Source organism: Desulfovibrio sp. SGI.169 (assembly GCF_050313595.1).
Classification (GTDB): domain Bacteria; phylum Desulfobacterota; class Desulfovibrionia; order Desulfovibrionales; family Desulfovibrionaceae; genus Desulfovibrio.
Genome location: NZ_JBNPLS010000003.1, coordinates 1 through 14103, shown reverse-complemented (window position 1 = coordinate 14103; position 14103 = coordinate 1). Strand labels below are relative to the sequence as shown.

General features: G+C 59.0%; 13 protein-coding genes, 1 tRNA gene and 2 pseudogenes. 8 read left to right on the top strand and 8 right to left on the bottom strand.

Annotated elements, in window-relative coordinates; genetic code table 11:
• Positions 1-491 precede the first annotated feature (491 nt).
• The gene (locus tag ACQRA4_RS02465) at positions 492-1874 is read left to right on the top strand and encodes a cytochrome c peroxidase (protein ID WP_427821498.1); all 1383 of its coding nucleotides are present in this window, start codon (positions 492-494) and stop codon (positions 1872-1874) included.
• A 233-nt stretch (positions 1875-2107) separates the two neighbouring features.
• Positions 2108-2565 (top strand): annotated as a pseudogene (gene tnpA / locus ACQRA4_RS02460) (IS200/IS605 family transposase).
• A 129-nt stretch (positions 2566-2694) separates the two neighbouring features.
• Here the strand turns inward: tnpA and ACQRA4_RS02455 are convergent.
• The gene (locus tag ACQRA4_RS02455) at positions 2695-4371 is read right to left on the bottom strand and encodes a bacteriohemerythrin (RefSeq protein ID WP_427821497.1); all 1677 of its coding nucleotides are present in this window, start codon (positions 4369-4371) and stop codon (positions 2695-2697) included.
• 101 nt (positions 4372-4472) lie between these two features.
• On the opposite strand from ACQRA4_RS02455, the gene yedF reads away from it, so the two are divergent.
• Positions 4473-5081: a sulfurtransferase-like selenium metabolism protein YedF gene (gene yedF, locus ACQRA4_RS02450; RefSeq protein WP_427821496.1), complete on the top strand. Its 609-nt coding sequence runs from the start codon at positions 4473-4475 to the stop codon at positions 5079-5081.
• Between the two features lie 56 nt (positions 5082-5137).
• On the opposite strand, the gene ACQRA4_RS02445 is transcribed toward yedF, so the two are convergent.
• The 5 genes from ACQRA4_RS02445 to ACQRA4_RS02425 form a co-directional block, all read right to left on the bottom strand.
• Positions 5138-5806, bottom strand: a complete 669-nt coding sequence (locus tag ACQRA4_RS02445) for an amino acid ABC transporter permease (protein ID WP_427821495.1) — start codon at positions 5804-5806, stop codon at positions 5138-5140.
• 15 nt (positions 5807-5821) lie between these two features.
• Complete coding sequence (locus ACQRA4_RS02440; protein WP_427821494.1) at positions 5822-6580, bottom strand: amino acid ABC transporter ATP-binding protein; 759 nt, start codon at positions 6578-6580, stop codon at positions 5822-5824.
• Positions 6577-7275 carry an amino acid ABC transporter permease gene (locus ACQRA4_RS02435; protein ID WP_427821493.1) on the bottom strand — a complete coding sequence of 233 codons (699 nt, stop codon included), beginning with the start codon at positions 7273-7275 and terminating at the stop codon, positions 6577-6579. Before ACQRA4_RS02435 ends, ACQRA4_RS02440 begins: the two co-directional genes overlap by 4 nt.
• Positions 7276-7442: 167 nt before the next feature.
• The gene (locus ACQRA4_RS02430) at positions 7443-8186 is read right to left on the bottom strand and encodes an ABC transporter substrate-binding protein (RefSeq protein ID WP_427821492.1); all 744 of its coding nucleotides are present in this window, start codon (positions 8184-8186) and stop codon (positions 7443-7445) included.
• 291 nt (positions 8187-8477) lie between these two features.
• Complete coding sequence (locus ACQRA4_RS02425; protein WP_427821491.1) at positions 8478-9074, bottom strand: IS1 family transposase; 597 nt, start codon at positions 9072-9074, stop codon at positions 8478-8480.
• A gap of 282 nt (positions 9075-9356) precedes the next feature.
• Between ACQRA4_RS02425 and ggt the strand changes: the two genes are divergently transcribed.
• On the top strand, positions 9357-11018 hold the full coding sequence (gene ggt / locus ACQRA4_RS02420) for a gamma-glutamyltransferase (RefSeq protein ID WP_427821490.1): 1662 nt from the start codon (positions 9357-9359) through the stop codon (positions 11016-11018).
• Between the two features lie 616 nt (positions 11019-11634).
• Here the strand turns inward: ggt and ACQRA4_RS02415 are convergent.
• The gene (locus tag ACQRA4_RS02415; protein ID WP_427821489.1) at positions 11635-12195 is read right to left on the bottom strand and encodes a hypothetical protein; all 561 of its coding nucleotides are present in this window, start codon (positions 12193-12195) and stop codon (positions 11635-11637) included.
• 223 nt (positions 12196-12418) lie between these two features.
• On the opposite strand from ACQRA4_RS02415, the gene ACQRA4_RS02410 reads away from it, so the two are divergent.
• From ACQRA4_RS02410 to ACQRA4_RS02395, 4 genes are all read left to right on the top strand, one after another.
• Positions 12419-12505: transfer RNA gene (locus ACQRA4_RS02410), tRNA-Leu, on the top strand.
• Between the two features lie 141 nt (positions 12506-12646).
• The gene (locus ACQRA4_RS02405) at positions 12647-13015 is read left to right on the top strand and encodes an Arm DNA-binding domain-containing protein (RefSeq protein WP_427821488.1); all 369 of its coding nucleotides are present in this window, start codon (positions 12647-12649) and stop codon (positions 13013-13015) included.
• Positions 12931-13317: a phage integrase central domain-containing protein gene (locus tag ACQRA4_RS02400; protein WP_427821624.1), complete on the top strand. Its 387-nt coding sequence runs from the start codon at positions 12931-12933 to the stop codon at positions 13315-13317. The genes ACQRA4_RS02405 and ACQRA4_RS02400 overlap by 85 nt, the downstream gene beginning before the upstream one ends.
• Before the next feature lie 18 nt (positions 13318-13335).
• On the top strand, positions 13336-13962 hold the full coding sequence (locus tag ACQRA4_RS02395; protein ID WP_427821487.1) for a tyrosine-type recombinase/integrase: 627 nt from the start codon (positions 13336-13338) through the stop codon (positions 13960-13962).
• A 16-nt stretch (positions 13963-13978) separates the two neighbouring features.
• Here the strand turns inward: ACQRA4_RS02395 and ACQRA4_RS02390 are convergent.
• Positions 13979-14103, bottom strand: a pseudogene (locus tag ACQRA4_RS02390) (IS5/IS1182 family transposase); the annotation flags it as partial.

Genomic DNA, 14103 nt, shown 5'->3' with positions numbered 1-14103 from the left:
AAACGGGTTGTCGTAACGGAAACGCCTGTGGGGCGGTTTCCCGCCGCGATCCGAATTTAAGAAATCCTCGCGTGCATTGCAAGTCTATTCGTGCAAAAATTTTTACTCTTTAGGGCTGTGAAAATGCCGTATAAAAATTTTTACCATTAAATCAGACTGTTAAATTTTTTCGTGAAGGAAAAATTTTTTTTATTTTCTTTTTCAGGGCCGAAAAAATTTTGCGGCATATGCCTTGAATCAAGGCGATTGGGGGAAAAAGCCGCGAACGGAGGGCGGTCAAAAAATTTTTTGGAAGGCGCTTCCCCGAATTTGCATGAACCATTCTCTTGGGCCAGAATGCGGAAGGGAAGAGGACGTCCGCTTTTGTGCGCGCCGGCATGAGGCCGGGCATCCTGCGCGCATGGCTGATATTGATAATTTTTATTGACAAGTCTGTCTGGTTTGTGAATATGAACGCAAGCATGCAGTCACACCAAAAGGGAGGAATGTGCATGAAAATTTCCCGTGTCATGGCGGCCATCCTGGGAATGGCCGCGCTGTTGGGCGGGCCCGTGCAGGCGGCGCCCGCCGAAGGGACGGCGCCGGGGGGCATGCCGCCCATGGCCAAGTTTGCCAAGGTGTCAAAGGTGGTGCAGGACAAATGCATGGCCTGCCATACCCAGGGCTATGACTTGCCCTTTTATGCCAAGGTGCCCGGCATCCGCCAGATCATTGAGCAGGATTACCGCGACGGTCTTCGCGCCATGGATCTGAATGTGGAGCTGATTCAGAACAAGGGCAAGCCTATCGGCGAAACCGTGCTGGCCAAGATGGAGTGGGTGATCAACAACGACACCATGCCCCCGGCCAAGTTCGCGGTGGTGCATTGGGGCAGCCGGCTTTCGGAACGGGAGAAAAAGGATATCCTGGACTGGGTGAAGACCTCGCGCAAGGCGCACTATGCCACGGACGCCGCGGCCAGGCACGCCAACGAACCCTTGCAGCCCCTGCCGCGCCTGATCAAGACCGACGCCAAAAAGGCGGCCCTGGGCGACAAGCTGTTCAATGACAAGCGCCTGTCCACGGACAGCACGCTGGCCTGTTCGGGATGCCACTTCTATGACCGTGGCGGCACGGATCACCAGCGCTTCTCCGAAGGCGTGCGCAAGCAGTTTGGCGATGTGAACCCGCCCACGGTGTTCAACGCGGCCTTTAACCTGGCCCAATTCTGGGACGGTCGCGCGGCCGACCTGGCGGAACAGGCCGGCGGCCCGCCCATGAACCCCATTGAAATGGGCAGCAAGGACTGGGACGAGATTATCGGCCGTTTGTCCCAGGATGAGGCCCTGACCGCCGAATTCAAGGCGGTCTACCCCGACGGCTGGAGCGGCAAGAACATCACCGACGCCATTGCCGAGTATGAAAAGACCCTGATCACGCCCGACAGCCGTTTTGACAAGTGGCTGCGCGGCGACGACAAGGCTCTCAGCTCCCGGGAAGCGCAGGGCTATGAGCGCTTCAAGGCCTATCGCTGCGCCTCCTGCCATGTGGGCAAGAGCGTGGGCGGCCAGTCCTACGAATACATGGACCTGAAAAAGGATTACTTTGCCGACCGCGGCGGCAAGGAACTCGGGTCGGACAAGGGCCGCTACAACCACACCAAGAGCGAACTGGATATGCACCGCTTCAAGGTGCCCAACCTGCGCAACATCGAACTGACCGGGCCGTACCTGCATGACGGCACGGTGGAGACGCTGGATGAGGCCGTGCGCGTCATGGGCGTCTATTGCGCCGGTCTGGAGGTGCCCCAGAGCGACCGCGACCTGATAGTGGCCTTTTTGCGCAGCCTGACCGGCGAGCACAATATGCTCTCCGGCAAGGTCGCGGCCAAGTAAAGGCATTGCCGCAGGCAGCGCCGGCGCGCCGTGGCGCGCGGCGCGGATAAAAGACAACAAGGAAGCCCGCCGGCGAGAACCGGCGGGCTTCTTGTATGAGGAAAACCTCCCGCTAGGCGGGAGGTTCAAAAAAGCTTATAGCTATACATAGTTGTGAAAACTCCTTTTGATTTGTCATAATGGAGACGCTGTCTGGCAACTGCATCCCAAAGACAAATCAAAAGGAGGTCACGATGAGTGGCGCAAAAAGTTTAGCGCATACGAAATGGAATTGTAAATATCATGTCGTTTTTGCCCCCAAATATCGTCGACAGGTATTTTATGGAGAAAAGAAGCGGACAACAGGAGAGATTTTGCGAAAACTTTGTGAATGGAAAGCAGTACACATCGTTGAAGCGGAATGTTGCCCAGACCATATTCATATGTTGCTTGAGATTCCTCCAAAAACGAGTGCATCAAGTTTTATGGGCTACCTGAAAGGAAAGAGTAGCTGATGAGTTATGAGCGGTTTGGGGGCCTCAAGTGCAAATACCGCAATCGTGAATTTTGGTGTCGCGGCTACCATGTGGATACAGTAGGCAAGAATAAAAAGAAGATTCAGGAGTATATCCGGGGGCAAATTGCCCGGGACAAGTTGGGGGATCAGTTGAGCTTGTCCTGTCCCGGAAGCCCGCTTACGGGCCGCGGGTAACAGAAATGCAAATGTCAGATCGCACACGCGCCTGTCAGGGCACCGCTGGCAAGAGAGCCTTACAGGCGCATATGAAGAACCCCCCGGCTATGCCGGGGGGCCTTTTGAAATGCTTCAATAAATGTCCGGTCAGTTGTTGTGCTCGACCATATGCTGGATATAGGGCAGATAGGTGGGGTCCGTGCCCGCGATATGCTTGATGAGCCAGTCCTTGAGAAAAGTCAGCAGATCCATGCTCACCGTGGCGGCGCCGTTTTCAAGCTGCTTCTCGAACTCGTCCAGTTTGTCCACGAATTTGCGGTGAATGGCCTTGTGCTCGGCAGTGCCGGGATAGGACGAAGGCGCGAAGATTTTTTCCTCGTCGCTGAAATGCGAGGCCGTGTAATCGCGCAATTTTTTCACAATGGCCTGAAGCTCCTCACCGGTGCGGTTGTTCTTCATGGCCTGGTAAAGATCATTGATGTAACTGCAAAGCTGGCGATGCTGGCTGTCGATGACCGGCACATGCAGATCCAGTTTGGGCGTCCACTGCACGAATTTGTCCGTGCTGGCGGCCTGGGCGTAATCGCCCGTCACCAGCGCGTTGACGATCACATCCAGCTCTTCCATGCCGCTTTTGAACGAAAGCAGGGCCGCCGTAAAGGTTTCCATATTGGTCGCCGTGCTTTCGGCCACATGCCGTATTTCCTCCAGAGCGCCATTGGTCTGCGTACTGCTCTCGGACTGTTCGGCCGCGCCCTGGGCAATGATTTTCAGATGTTCGGCGGTTTCCTCCATACCGCCCACGATCTTGCCCATGAACTCCCCGGCGCGGGAGGCGCGCTCCGCGCTTTCCACGGTCAGCCGCGCGGCCTCGTCCACGTTTTCCACATTGCGTTGCGTTTCTTCCTGAATCGCGCGGACGGCCTCTTCCACTTCCTTGGTGGCGCCCATGGTCTTTTCAGCCAGCTTGCGCACCTCGTCGGCCACCACGGCGAAACCGCGCCCCGCCTCGCCCGCGCGCGCCGCCTCAATGGCCGCGTTGAGCGCCAGCAGGTTGGTCTGATCCGCCACTTCATTGATGACGCTCATGACCTGGCCGATGTTGCTGGCCTTTTCGCCCAGACCGGCCATAGCTTCCTTGAGGTGCAGAATGGTGTCCTTGACCGTTTCGATGGAAGTCACCGCGCCGCGCACTTCCTCTTCGCCGGTAACAGCCTGGCCGCGCGAGGTTTCGGCATTGTCCGACACTTCGCGCACGCGCATGGAGGATTCTTGCGCGGCCTCGGCCACACGCTCCATGGCCCCGCCTGTTTCGCCCAGGCGCACGCGCTGCACTTCCACGCCTTTATCCACATCCGCAACCAGTTGCGACAAATGGCGCACATCCTCGGACAGCTTGTGGCAGACGCTGTGGGCCTTGTCCAGCACGGGCGCGCTCTGCGCCGCATTGTCCCGCAACTCCTGCTCGCGCGCGCGCGTCTCGGCCAATTCGGCCCGCAGGCTCTCGACCGCGCCGCGCAGTTCGCGCGCTTCGGCTTCCGCAGCCTGCACGGCCTTCTGTCGGGCGGCATGCATGTCCGCCAGGCTGCCGCGCACGCGCTCCAGCTCGCCGCCTTGCGGCGCGGGGCCGCCCGCATCACGCAGGCTGTCGGCAAAGGCTGACAGCTCCGCCTGTTTTCGCCGGACCATCAGCCACAGGAAAAGATTCGCCACGGCGCACGCGGCCAGACCCGCCAGCAGCATCCAGAACACAGCGCCGTCCGGCCGGATGGCGATCAGCCCCCCCATCAACAATAAACTCACGCCTTGCAGCAGAATGCCCATAGTACCCTCACCAAGTTTACCTTGCTTATCGGCTGGATTGAAAATAGGCTTAGCCTTGTTTCAAACAAATGGCAATAATTCTCAACAATGCAGGAGGGACTATGGCTCTGCTGGATTGCCGCGGACTGGCCTGCCCGCAGCCGGTCATGCGCTGTCGGGACAGGCTGGCTGAAGGAGCGACGGCACTGGAAATTCTGGTGGATAACGATGCGGCCAGGGAAAATGTCGCCCGTTTTTTGCGCGGTCGTGGTTTTGAGGTGACATGGCTTGCGGAAGACGGCGGCCTCTGGCGGCTTGCGGCCCGCGCCGACAGGCCGGGCGATGCCGCGCCCTCGGTAAAGCCCGCGCCGGAAGCGGCGGCCGCCGAACACGAAACGCGAACCCTGGTGCTGATTACAACGGAAACTCTGGGACGGGGCGACGAAGAGCTGGGCGGCAAGCTGATGGGCAACTTTCTCGCCACCCTGCCGGAAATGGGGGCGCGCCTCTGGCGGCTGGCGCTGCTCAACGGCGGCGTGAAGCTGGCGGCCCGGCCGGGGCCCGCGCTGGACGCGCTGAAAAACATGGCGCAAAACAATGTGTCAGTGCTGGTCTGCGGCGCCTGCCTGGCTCATTACGGTCTGCTGGAAGCCAAGGCCGTGGGCGAAACGTCCAACATGCTGGATATCGTCACCAGCCTGGACCTGGCGGACAAGATCATCCGCCCCTGAGCGCGCGTCATGCGGCGCGGCGCGCGGGCAACGAAAAGGCGCGCGGCCATGCCTTTTTATCGCGCGCCGAAGCCCGGCACATGGAAGCGGCGCTCCAGCCAGCGCAGCAGCCAGGTGGCCAGGGTAACCATGACCAGATAATAGGCCCCCACGGTGAGAAAAACCTCGGTAAAACGAAAAGTGTCCGAAGCCACCACCTTGCCTTCGCCCATCAGCTCCATACAGGTGACCAGGTAGGCCAGGGAGCTGTATTTGATCAGATAGATGATTTCATTGCCGCAGCCGGGCAGGGCGCGCCGGGCGGCCTGCGGCGCCACGATCCAGATGACGGTCTGCCAGGTGCTGAAGCCCAGGGCGTGAGCCGCGCTGATCTGCCCCTGGCGGATGGAAAGCAGGGCGCCGCGCACATACTCGGACTGGTAGGCCGCGGTGCAGAGAATTAAAGAAATCAGGGCCGCGCCGTAGGGCGCAAAATAGATGCCCAGTTTGGGCAACGCGTAGTAGATCATCATCAGTTGCACGGCCAGCGGCACGCCGCGCAGCAGGGCTGTGTACCAGTCGCCCAGGCGGCGCAGCCAGCGCGGCCCGAAGGCGCGCATGCAGCCGATGAGCACGCCGCCCACAAAGCCCAGACTGCCGGCGGGAACAATCAGGGCGATGGAAACCAGCAAGCCCTTGTTCAGAGCGGGCAGCAGTTCATGGCTGAAAAATACCGTATCCAGCATGCGCGTTCCCGGCGTTTACTCGCCCATCTCCAGCAGGCGGGCGCAAAAATCGCGGGTGCGCGTGGCCGAACCTTCGGCCAGCAGCATGCCCGGAGCGCCCTGTTCGATAATTTTGCCGCGTTCCATGAACAAGATTTCAGAGGCCAGAGCTCTGGCGAAATCCATCTGGTGGGTGGCCATAATCATGGTCATGCCGCCGCGCGCCAGATCCCGGATCACAGCCAGCACCTCGCCCACCAGCTCCGGGTCCAGCGCCGAGGTGGGCTCGTCCAGCAAAATGACCCTGGGGTCCATGGCCAGGGTGCGGGCAATGGCCACACGCTGCTTTTGACCGCCTGAAAGCTGGGCGGGGTAGAGCAGGGCGCGGCGCGCCAGACCGACGCGGCCCAGTTCCTCCAGGGCGCGGGCCTTGGCCTCCTTGCGGGACATGCCGCGTACCTTGCGCAGGGCAATGGCCACATTTTCCTCAGCGGTGAGATGGTCAAAGAGGTTGAACTCCTGAAAGATCATGCCCACATGGGCGCGGTAGGCGCAGAGCTTGCGCTTGTCGTTCATGGCCAGACGCTCGCCCTCCAGCCAGATTTCCCCGGAATCCGGCGGGATCAGGCAGTCAATGCACTGCAGCAGCGTGCTCTTGCCCGCGCCCGAAGGCCCGATGAGCACCTTGAGTTCGCCCCGATGAACCGTCAGCGAGCAGTTGTCCAGAATGGGCTTGCCGCCCAGCGTCTTGGAGATGCCCTCAATCCGCAATACCACTTCCCGTTCTGCGCTCATGCTTTATCCCCGCCCATGCCTTCCGCGCCCATTCCTGTGGAATAGCCCGGCACATGGACCTTGTATTCCAGGCGGCGCAACAGTTTGAGCACCACCAGAGTCAGCGCCAGATAAATCAGGCCCGCGGCGGCGTACAGCGCCAGATGCTCGTAGGTGCGCGCGGCCACAAAGGATGTACGGGCCATAATGTCCTGCGTGCCCAGAACATAGCAGATGGCCGAGTCTTTGAGCAGGATGGAAAATTCGTTGGCCCAGCCGGGGATGGACAGCCGCAAAGCCTGGGGCAGGATGATGCAGCGAATGCCTGTGAGGTCGCGCATGCCCAGAGCGCGCGCCGCCTTGAGCTGCCCCTGGGGCAGGCTTTCAATGGCCCCCCGGAAAATCTGGGACTGGTAAGCCGTGCTGGTGCAGCCCAGCACCAGACAGCAGATCAGAAAAGGGTCAGCCGGCAGATCCAGACTGATGAACAGGCCGTAACAGAGGAAAAGCAGCACCAGAATGGGCACGCCCCGGAAAAACCAGACATACAGGGCCACCAGCCGCCGTATCCACTGATTGCCGTATGCCTGGCCCACGGCCAGGGGGACGCCCAGCGCCAGACCCATGGCAAGAGAGGCGGTCACGTTGCCGATGGTCACGAAACTTCCGGCCAGAATGGCGGGCAGGGCGTTGAGTACAACTGTCAGTGAGTCCATGCGCGGCGTCGGGCAGAAGGTTGACGGACGGACACGGCGTATCCGACTGACCACGGAGCGGTTGCGCACAAGTCGGGCAACGCGAACTATCGGACAAAGCCGGCAGTTCGCGTTGCCCCGAAAAACGGAAACAGCGGGGCGGACGGCGGAACGCGTCCCGTGATCCCTTACTTGTGCAGATATTTTTTCTGAAGTTCCTGCCAGTAGGGATCGGCCATGAGCTTGCGATAGCCTTCGTCAATAAGGGCGCGCAACTCTTTGTCGCCTTTGCGCAGGGCGACGCCGAAGCCGTCGGGCTTGCCGTGGACGCCGGCCTTCTTCACGGCGCGGCCTTTGGCGATGGCGTCGTCGGCGGGCAGCTCGTCCATAAGCGCGGCCTGGATGCGGCCATTGAGCAGATCTTCCACGGCCAGGGGGGCGGATTCATAGAATCGCAATTCAAAGGGATAGCCCTTTTCCTGCTGTTCCCGCTTGATGGCATTGGCCTCGGAAGTGCCGCGCTGAACGCCCAGCTTGATCTTCTGGCTCAGGATGTCGCCGGGCGTCAGGCTGGAGTTGGCGGGCACCAGAAAGACGCGCGAAACAGTCCAGTAGGGATCGGAAAACTGCACCACTTTGGCCCGCTCCGGCGTGATGCTCATGCCGGAGTCAACCATGTCGATCTGCTTGGCCACCAGAGCGGGGATGATGCCGTCCCAGGCCATGGGCTTGTGGGTGACTTCAAAGTTCATGGCCTTGGCGATCCAGTTCAGGGAGTCCACGTCAAAGCCGGCGGGCTGGCCGGTTTTTTCGTCCACATAGGCAAAGGGCGGATAGTTGGGGTCGATGCCGTTCACATAGCTTTTTTTGGCAAAAGCGGGCGCGGCGGCCAGCAGCGTCGCCAGCAGCGCGCAGACAAGAACTTTTTTCATGCTTATTTCCCCCCTCAGAAAAAAGAAAGCTCAGGCAAAAAAACAGGCGCGGGCGCATATGCGCCGGCCCGTCCCCGGCAAAACAAGGATTATTCTTAGCAGAAGCGCACGGTCGACGCAAGGGCGCTTTTATCAGGATGTATTCACTTTAATAATGATACAAGTTCTTCAATATTGTCGCTAACTCGAAATCGTTGAAATAACGCCGGAGATTTATTCAGCATATCCAGGGAACGAGTAACAATTTGGGCCCGGCGCCCGAATCGCCCAAGCCAGTGACGCTGTAAGGCACTATTCTGTTCTATTTTGAAGGTATTTTGTTTCCCTTGTTGCAAGCGTTGACTCCCCACACCTTGGCATAACATACATAAAAATCGGAATATACTCTTTTGACTCGCCATAATCAAGCCTGTCGAAAAATTCAGTTAAGGTTTTGGAACTACGATCACCACATTGCCAGCCGATAAATTTTCGAGTGTTGTGATCAATAGCTTTCCATATCCGGATGTAATCTTTTTTAGTAATATATGAAACCATTTCATCAACTTCTATTTCTTCTACATTTGATTGAGGTTCATTATTGGCGGAAAATTTTTCATAAAACATATTTATCCAACGTATGACGCTTTTGGCACTCACCCCGACAATTTTTCCAATCATGTTCATGGACAAGCCCGAAAGATAAAGAACGAGAGCGAGGACTTTATCCTTCATTGGTTTTTCATGAGGAGTTTCCCGCGTAAACTGGAATCCACATCGCTTGCATTTGTAGCGTTGAGTTCCAGCTATAACTTCATTTTTTTGTGAATGCCACGAACCATATTTACGACAATGCACCTTGCTATCTCCTGTTTTTTTAGAGATAGCATAAAACCAAATATTTTTCATTATAAAAGTGAATATATCTCTTCCAGGGGCGTTCCCGGCTCAAACCTCATTAGATACTGTCGTCAACTGCCTTTTCATTTTTGCAGTCGGGCGTCAGACTTTTTTCATCTTGAAACCGCTCTGCCGCCAGCGACGGCCGCGAACCGCCGGATGCCGTCAGCGCTTTACGAGGCCGGGCGGATAGGCTATGATTCACAATACCCGCACAAGCAACTGCGATGCTTGCCAATTGTCCCTTCCCGGCTCCGGCCGTCAAAGGGCGCAACACCTTTTGAGGTACGCATGAACACCACTGTTCGCTATTCCGCCACTGTTTCCGCCGGCATCAATCCTCTGGGCCGCAAGGGCATGATCAGCACGTCGCACTATCTGGCCTCCCAGGCCGGGCTGGACGCCCTGCGCCGGGGCGGCACGGCCGTGGATGCGGCCATTGCCGCTTCAGCCGTGCTTTCCGTGGTGTATCCGCATATGTGCGGCCTGGGCGGCGACAGTTTCTGGCTGATTTACGACGCCGCGCGCGGCGAACTCAAGGCCCTGAACGCCAGCGGTCGCGCCGCCGCCTCGGCCAGCCCGGAATTTTATGCGGCCAGGGGCTTCAAGGCCGTGCCCGCGCGCGGCTATCTGGCGGTCAATACCGTGCCCGGCGCGGTTTCCGGCTGGGATGAGGCTTTCAAGCTGAGCAGGGAAAGCATGGGGTCGCCCCTCTCCTGGGCGGAATTGCTGGAGGCGGCGCGCGGCTACGCGGAAGACGGCTTTGCGGTGGGGCATTCCCTGGCCCACTGGCTGGCCGTGGACACCAGCGGCCAGGGCGCGGGACGCGGATTGCACCAGTTTCCGGCCTTTCTGGAGGTTTTTTGCAAAGAAAACGGCCGCCCCTACGGCGTGGGTGAAACACTGCGCCAGCCCGATCTGGCGCAAAGCCTGGCCCGGCTGGCCCGGAACGGCGCGGACGAATTTTACCACGGCGGCATTGCCCGCGCCATCGCTGACAGCATGATGCTGCACAGCGGCCTTTTGACCGTGGGCGATCTGGCCGACCACCACGCGGACTGGGCGGAACCCTTGCGGACGCCCTATCGCGATCTCACGGCCTGCAGCGCGCCGCCCAACAGCCAGGGCATGGCCGCGCTGGAAATTCTGAACATCTGCAACCAGATGGATATGACCGCGCTGGGCGAAGGCAGCGCCGACTACTATCAGGCCCTGGTGGAAGCCACACGCCTGGCCTTTCAGGACAGGGATCGCTGGCTCACGGATCCGGCCCATGCCGATATTCCGCTGGATCGGCTTCTCTCGCCGGAATACGGGCAAGAGCAGGCCGCGCGCATTTCTCTGGAAAAAAGCGCCGGGGCCCTGCCGCCCCTGTCGCCGGGCGGGGACACGGTCTGGCTGGGCGTGGTGGATGCGGCGGGCAACGCCGTTTCCATGCTCCAGAGCATCTATCACGAATTCGGCTCGGGCATGGTGGCCGTGGGCACAGGCATTCTTCTGCAAAACCGTGGCTGCGCCTTCTCTCTGGATCCGGCGCACGTCAACTGTCTGGAACCCGGCAAACGCACCATGCATACGCTGACTCCGGCCATGCTGCTCAAGGACGGCAAGCCCCGGCTGGTCTGCGGCAGCATGGGCGGCGAGGGTCAGCCCCAGACCCTGGCGGCCCTGACGACCCGCATTGTGGATTTTGGCCTGGCCCCGCAGGATGCGGTCAATGCCCCGCGCTGGCTGTTGGGCAGAAGTTGGGGCGCCCCCGACAACGACCTCAAGCTGGAGGGCCGCATCCCCGGCGATGTGGCCGAGGAACTGCGCCGCCGCGGCCAGCCGGTGCTCATGGTGGAGGACTATACGGAAATCATGGGGCACGCCGGGGCCATCCTTTGCGACGAGGACGGCCTGCTGCAAGGCGCGGCTGATCCGCGCGGCGACGGTCAGGCCATGTCGCTGTAAAAAAAACGAAATCACGAGCCTGAAGGCATGCACGGCCTTCAGGCTCCTTTCGCTTTTTCAGCGCGCCTGACATCGCCCGGCTCGGCGGCCCGCCAGCAATGCGGTAAAAACGATGGTCAGGCTGACCGCCATGATCAGGTCAACGTGAATAGCGTCATGAGCAGGGGCTTTTTTATCTGTCTGCCTGAGAGAGGGCAGATCACTCTGCGGGGGATTTGCCTCCCAGGCGCGGAGTTCGTTTGCCGGGCCAGTGCTTGAAGCGAGGGCATCGTTCCGATTTTTCTTGCGCAGCCTTCCCCGCAGGAGTCTGGAGCCTGCCGCGCCATGCCCGCGTCGTGGAGGCTTGTCTGGCCCGCGAGGCTCTGGCGGTTCTGACCGAACGCCCTGGCGAACCGGAAGACATGGCCGGAAACGGGAAAGGCCGATGACGGTCAAGCGGTGACTCTGGCTTGCCGACCAGTCTGGAGAGCCGCTTCGCGGGTGCGCGCTGCTTCCGCGCGGAATGTGCCATGGTCGCTCCGGCCCGCTATCTGGCCCTGACGCGGGCCATGTGTTGCATACTCCACAGCCGTGCGTCTGCTTGGAAGTTTCTGGCCGGTTGGCCATGACGGCGCGCTCAGCCAAGGCGCAGTTCCACACCGTTGGCGTCAAACAGGCTGATGTTCAGCGAAATATAGCGCTCCGCCAGCGTTCGGGCGGGAATGTCCAGCGAAATATGTCGCAGATCCGATAGCGTGAATCCGGTCAGCCGGCGGGCGGCCTCCAGACCCAGGGCAGCCAGCTCGTTCAGGGGCGTCAATATCACGGCGGGACAGGTTTTGTAGAGATACAGGCCGCCGTTGGCCGGAACCAGGGGGAAAAGCCCGCAAGCCACAGGCCGTTGCGTCAGCTCAAGGCGGCAGCCGTGACTGGTGCTTGCCTTGCAGCCGCGGCCGTCCAGATAGGCGGTATCTGCATTGAGCAGATAGAAGTCGTCACCGAGGCGCGAATGGAGCTGCGCGGGCAGCAGCGCCATGGGAAAGGGCTCATTGGAATCCTGCGGACCGCAGCAGTAGCGGCAGTCGCGACAATAGCCGTTTTGCAGCCATGTGCCGCGCCAGCGCAGGGAGCGGCGGCGACGGAAAAGCGCCCGCCAAAATTCGAGATAATGCCAGAAGCCTTTTTGCGCTTTTTGCATGGAACATCCTTTGCGAAAGATAAAGGCATGCGCTCACCGCATGTAAATCCGTCCGTCATTTTTCCTATCCTCCATGCGAGAAAGGCTGTCAAATCGTTCGCCCCCCCGCGTCTGGCCGTCAGCGCCTCGCCAGTTGCGCTTTTTCACGGTCAGATGAAAAAATCGGCCAAATCCGAAAAAAATGCTTGCCAGCCAAGTGCTCTTGAGCTAAATACATTTTCGCGCCGAAGTGGTGGAATTGGTAGACACGCTAGGTTCAGGGTCTAGTTCTCGCAAGGGAGTGGGAGTTCGAGTCTCCCCTTCGGCACCAACCAAGAATCCAATCAAGTCCCGCAAGGTTCAAAAAGCCTTGCGGGACTTGATGTTTTGGGCAATGGTATGTCCAGCGAGGTGTCGTGAAAAGCGGGGAGAACCAACAAAAATGACGGTATTTGCAGCGGTATGAGCCGATATGGAGGACACGAGGCCCGAAAAATACCGTCACCCTGCAACCCCTTGCCAGCAAAGCATTTTAGCCATGCCACTGACCGACACCATGCTCAGAAATTTGAAGTCCAACGGTACTCCGGCAAAACTGGCCGACTCTGAAGGCTTGTATCTCTACCTCTCCGCTTCCGGTGGGAAATTATGGCGGATGGATTACCGCTATGCCGGAAAAAGAAAGACGCTCAGCTTTGGCGCGTATCCCGCCGTCTCCCTGAAAGATGCCCGCGCAAGCGCGACAAGGCCAAGGAGCTGCTTGCCAACGACATTGATCCCGGCGCTCAGAAAAAGGCCGCCAAGGAAGAAGCCGAAGCGGCGGCGCGTGAACAGGCGCTGACCTTCGCCGTTGTCGCTCAGGAATGGTTCGCCACTAAGCAGGATTCCTACGCGGCGGCCAATATCAAGAAAAAACAATGGCTCATCTCCCTACTCAATGAGCGGATTGGTGAAAAGCCCATCAGCAAACTTGTGCCAACCGATATTCTGGGCGCAATCAGGCCGGTGGAAGCCGCCGGCCATTCGGTAACGGCGCACAAACTGGCCGAAACCGCCGGGCAGATATGCCGTTTTGCCCGCACCTGCGGCTATATAGTCTTCAACCCGGCTGACGGCCTCAAGGAAGTCCTCAAGCCAATCTAGACAAAGCATTACGCCACCATGACCGATCCCGCCGCTGTCGGTCATCTCCTGCGCTGCATAGACGAATACCAGGGCGGAGCCGTTGTCGGTTATGCGCTCAAGATACTGCCCTATCTGGCTTTGCGCAGCGCCGAGCTTCGCGGCGGCAGGTGGTCCGAGATTGATCTGGACAAGGCGCTCTGGATTGTGCCTGCCGCCAGAAGAGAAAATGCCAAGGATGGCGGCGGCATGAAGATGCGCATTGCCCATGCCGTGCCCCTGCCCACTCAGGCGGTCAAACTTTTCCGAGAATTGCATCTGCTTACCGGCACCGGCGAACTGTGCTTTCCGGGACGGCATTCAGCCTCGCAATGTATTTCCGATATGGCGCTTTTGAACGGTATCCGCCGAATGGGTTTCAGCAAGGAAGAAATGACCATCCACGGTTTCCGCGCCATGTTCTCCACCATCCTGAATGAAAAGAAACTGGAATGGGGTTTTGACGGCGACATCATTGAGGCCCAGCTTGCCCACAAGGAGCAGAATACCGTTCGGGATGCTTACAACCATGCGTCATATCTGGATAAACGACGTGAATTGCTTCAGAGGTGGGCTGACTATCTCGACGAATTGCGAAATCAGGATACATCCAATTCACTGAAATAATTAGGTTCAGGACTCATTAAATATAAAAGGTGACAATGGCAGCGATGCAAATGGCGGAAAAGAAGGTGTGGGCGCGGCGGTCATACCGCGGGGCAATTCTTCGCCAATCCTTGAGCCTGCCAAACATGATTTCTATTTTGC

What these genes read in the sequence shown, in the direction of transcription:
- ACQRA4_RS02435 (WP_427821493.1), bottom strand. Translation starts at nt 7,275, where the DNA reads ATGGACTCACTGACAGTTGTACTCAACGCCCTGCCCGCCATTCTGGCC.
- ACQRA4_RS02440 (WP_427821494.1), bottom strand. Translation starts at nt 6,580, where the DNA reads ATGAGCGCAGAACGGGAAGTGGTATTGCGGATTGAGGGCATCTCCAAG.
- ACQRA4_RS02415 (WP_427821489.1), bottom strand. Translation starts at nt 12,195, where the DNA reads ATGCAAAAAGCGCAAAAAGGCTTCTGGCATTATCTCGAATTTTGGCGG.
- yedF (WP_427821496.1), top strand. Translation starts at nt 4,473, where the DNA reads ATGGCTCTGCTGGATTGCCGCGGACTGGCCTGCCCGCAGCCGGTCATG.
- ACQRA4_RS02405 (WP_427821488.1), top strand. Translation starts at nt 12,647, where the DNA reads ATGGAGGACACGAGGCCCGAAAAATACCGTCACCCTGCAACCCCTTGC.
- ggt (WP_427821490.1), top strand. Translation starts at nt 9,357, where the DNA reads ATGAACACCACTGTTCGCTATTCCGCCACTGTTTCCGCCGGCATCAAT.
- ACQRA4_RS02455 (WP_427821497.1), bottom strand. Translation starts at nt 4,371, where the DNA reads ATGGGCATTCTGCTGCAAGGCGTGAGTTTATTGTTGATGGGGGGGCTG.
- ACQRA4_RS02445 (WP_427821495.1), bottom strand. Translation starts at nt 5,806, where the DNA reads ATGCTGGATACGGTATTTTTCAGCCATGAACTGCTGCCCGCTCTGAAC.
- ACQRA4_RS02465 (WP_427821498.1), top strand. Translation starts at nt 492, where the DNA reads ATGAAAATTTCCCGTGTCATGGCGGCCATCCTGGGAATGGCCGCGCTG.
- ACQRA4_RS02425 (WP_427821491.1), bottom strand. Translation starts at nt 9,074, where the DNA reads ATGAAAAATATTTGGTTTTATGCTATCTCTAAAAAAACAGGAGATAGC.
- ACQRA4_RS02395 (WP_427821487.1), top strand. Translation starts at nt 13,336, where the DNA reads ATGACCGATCCCGCCGCTGTCGGTCATCTCCTGCGCTGCATAGACGAA.
- ACQRA4_RS02430 (WP_427821492.1), bottom strand. Translation starts at nt 8,186, where the DNA reads ATGAAAAAAGTTCTTGTCTGCGCGCTGCTGGCGACGCTGCTGGCCGCC.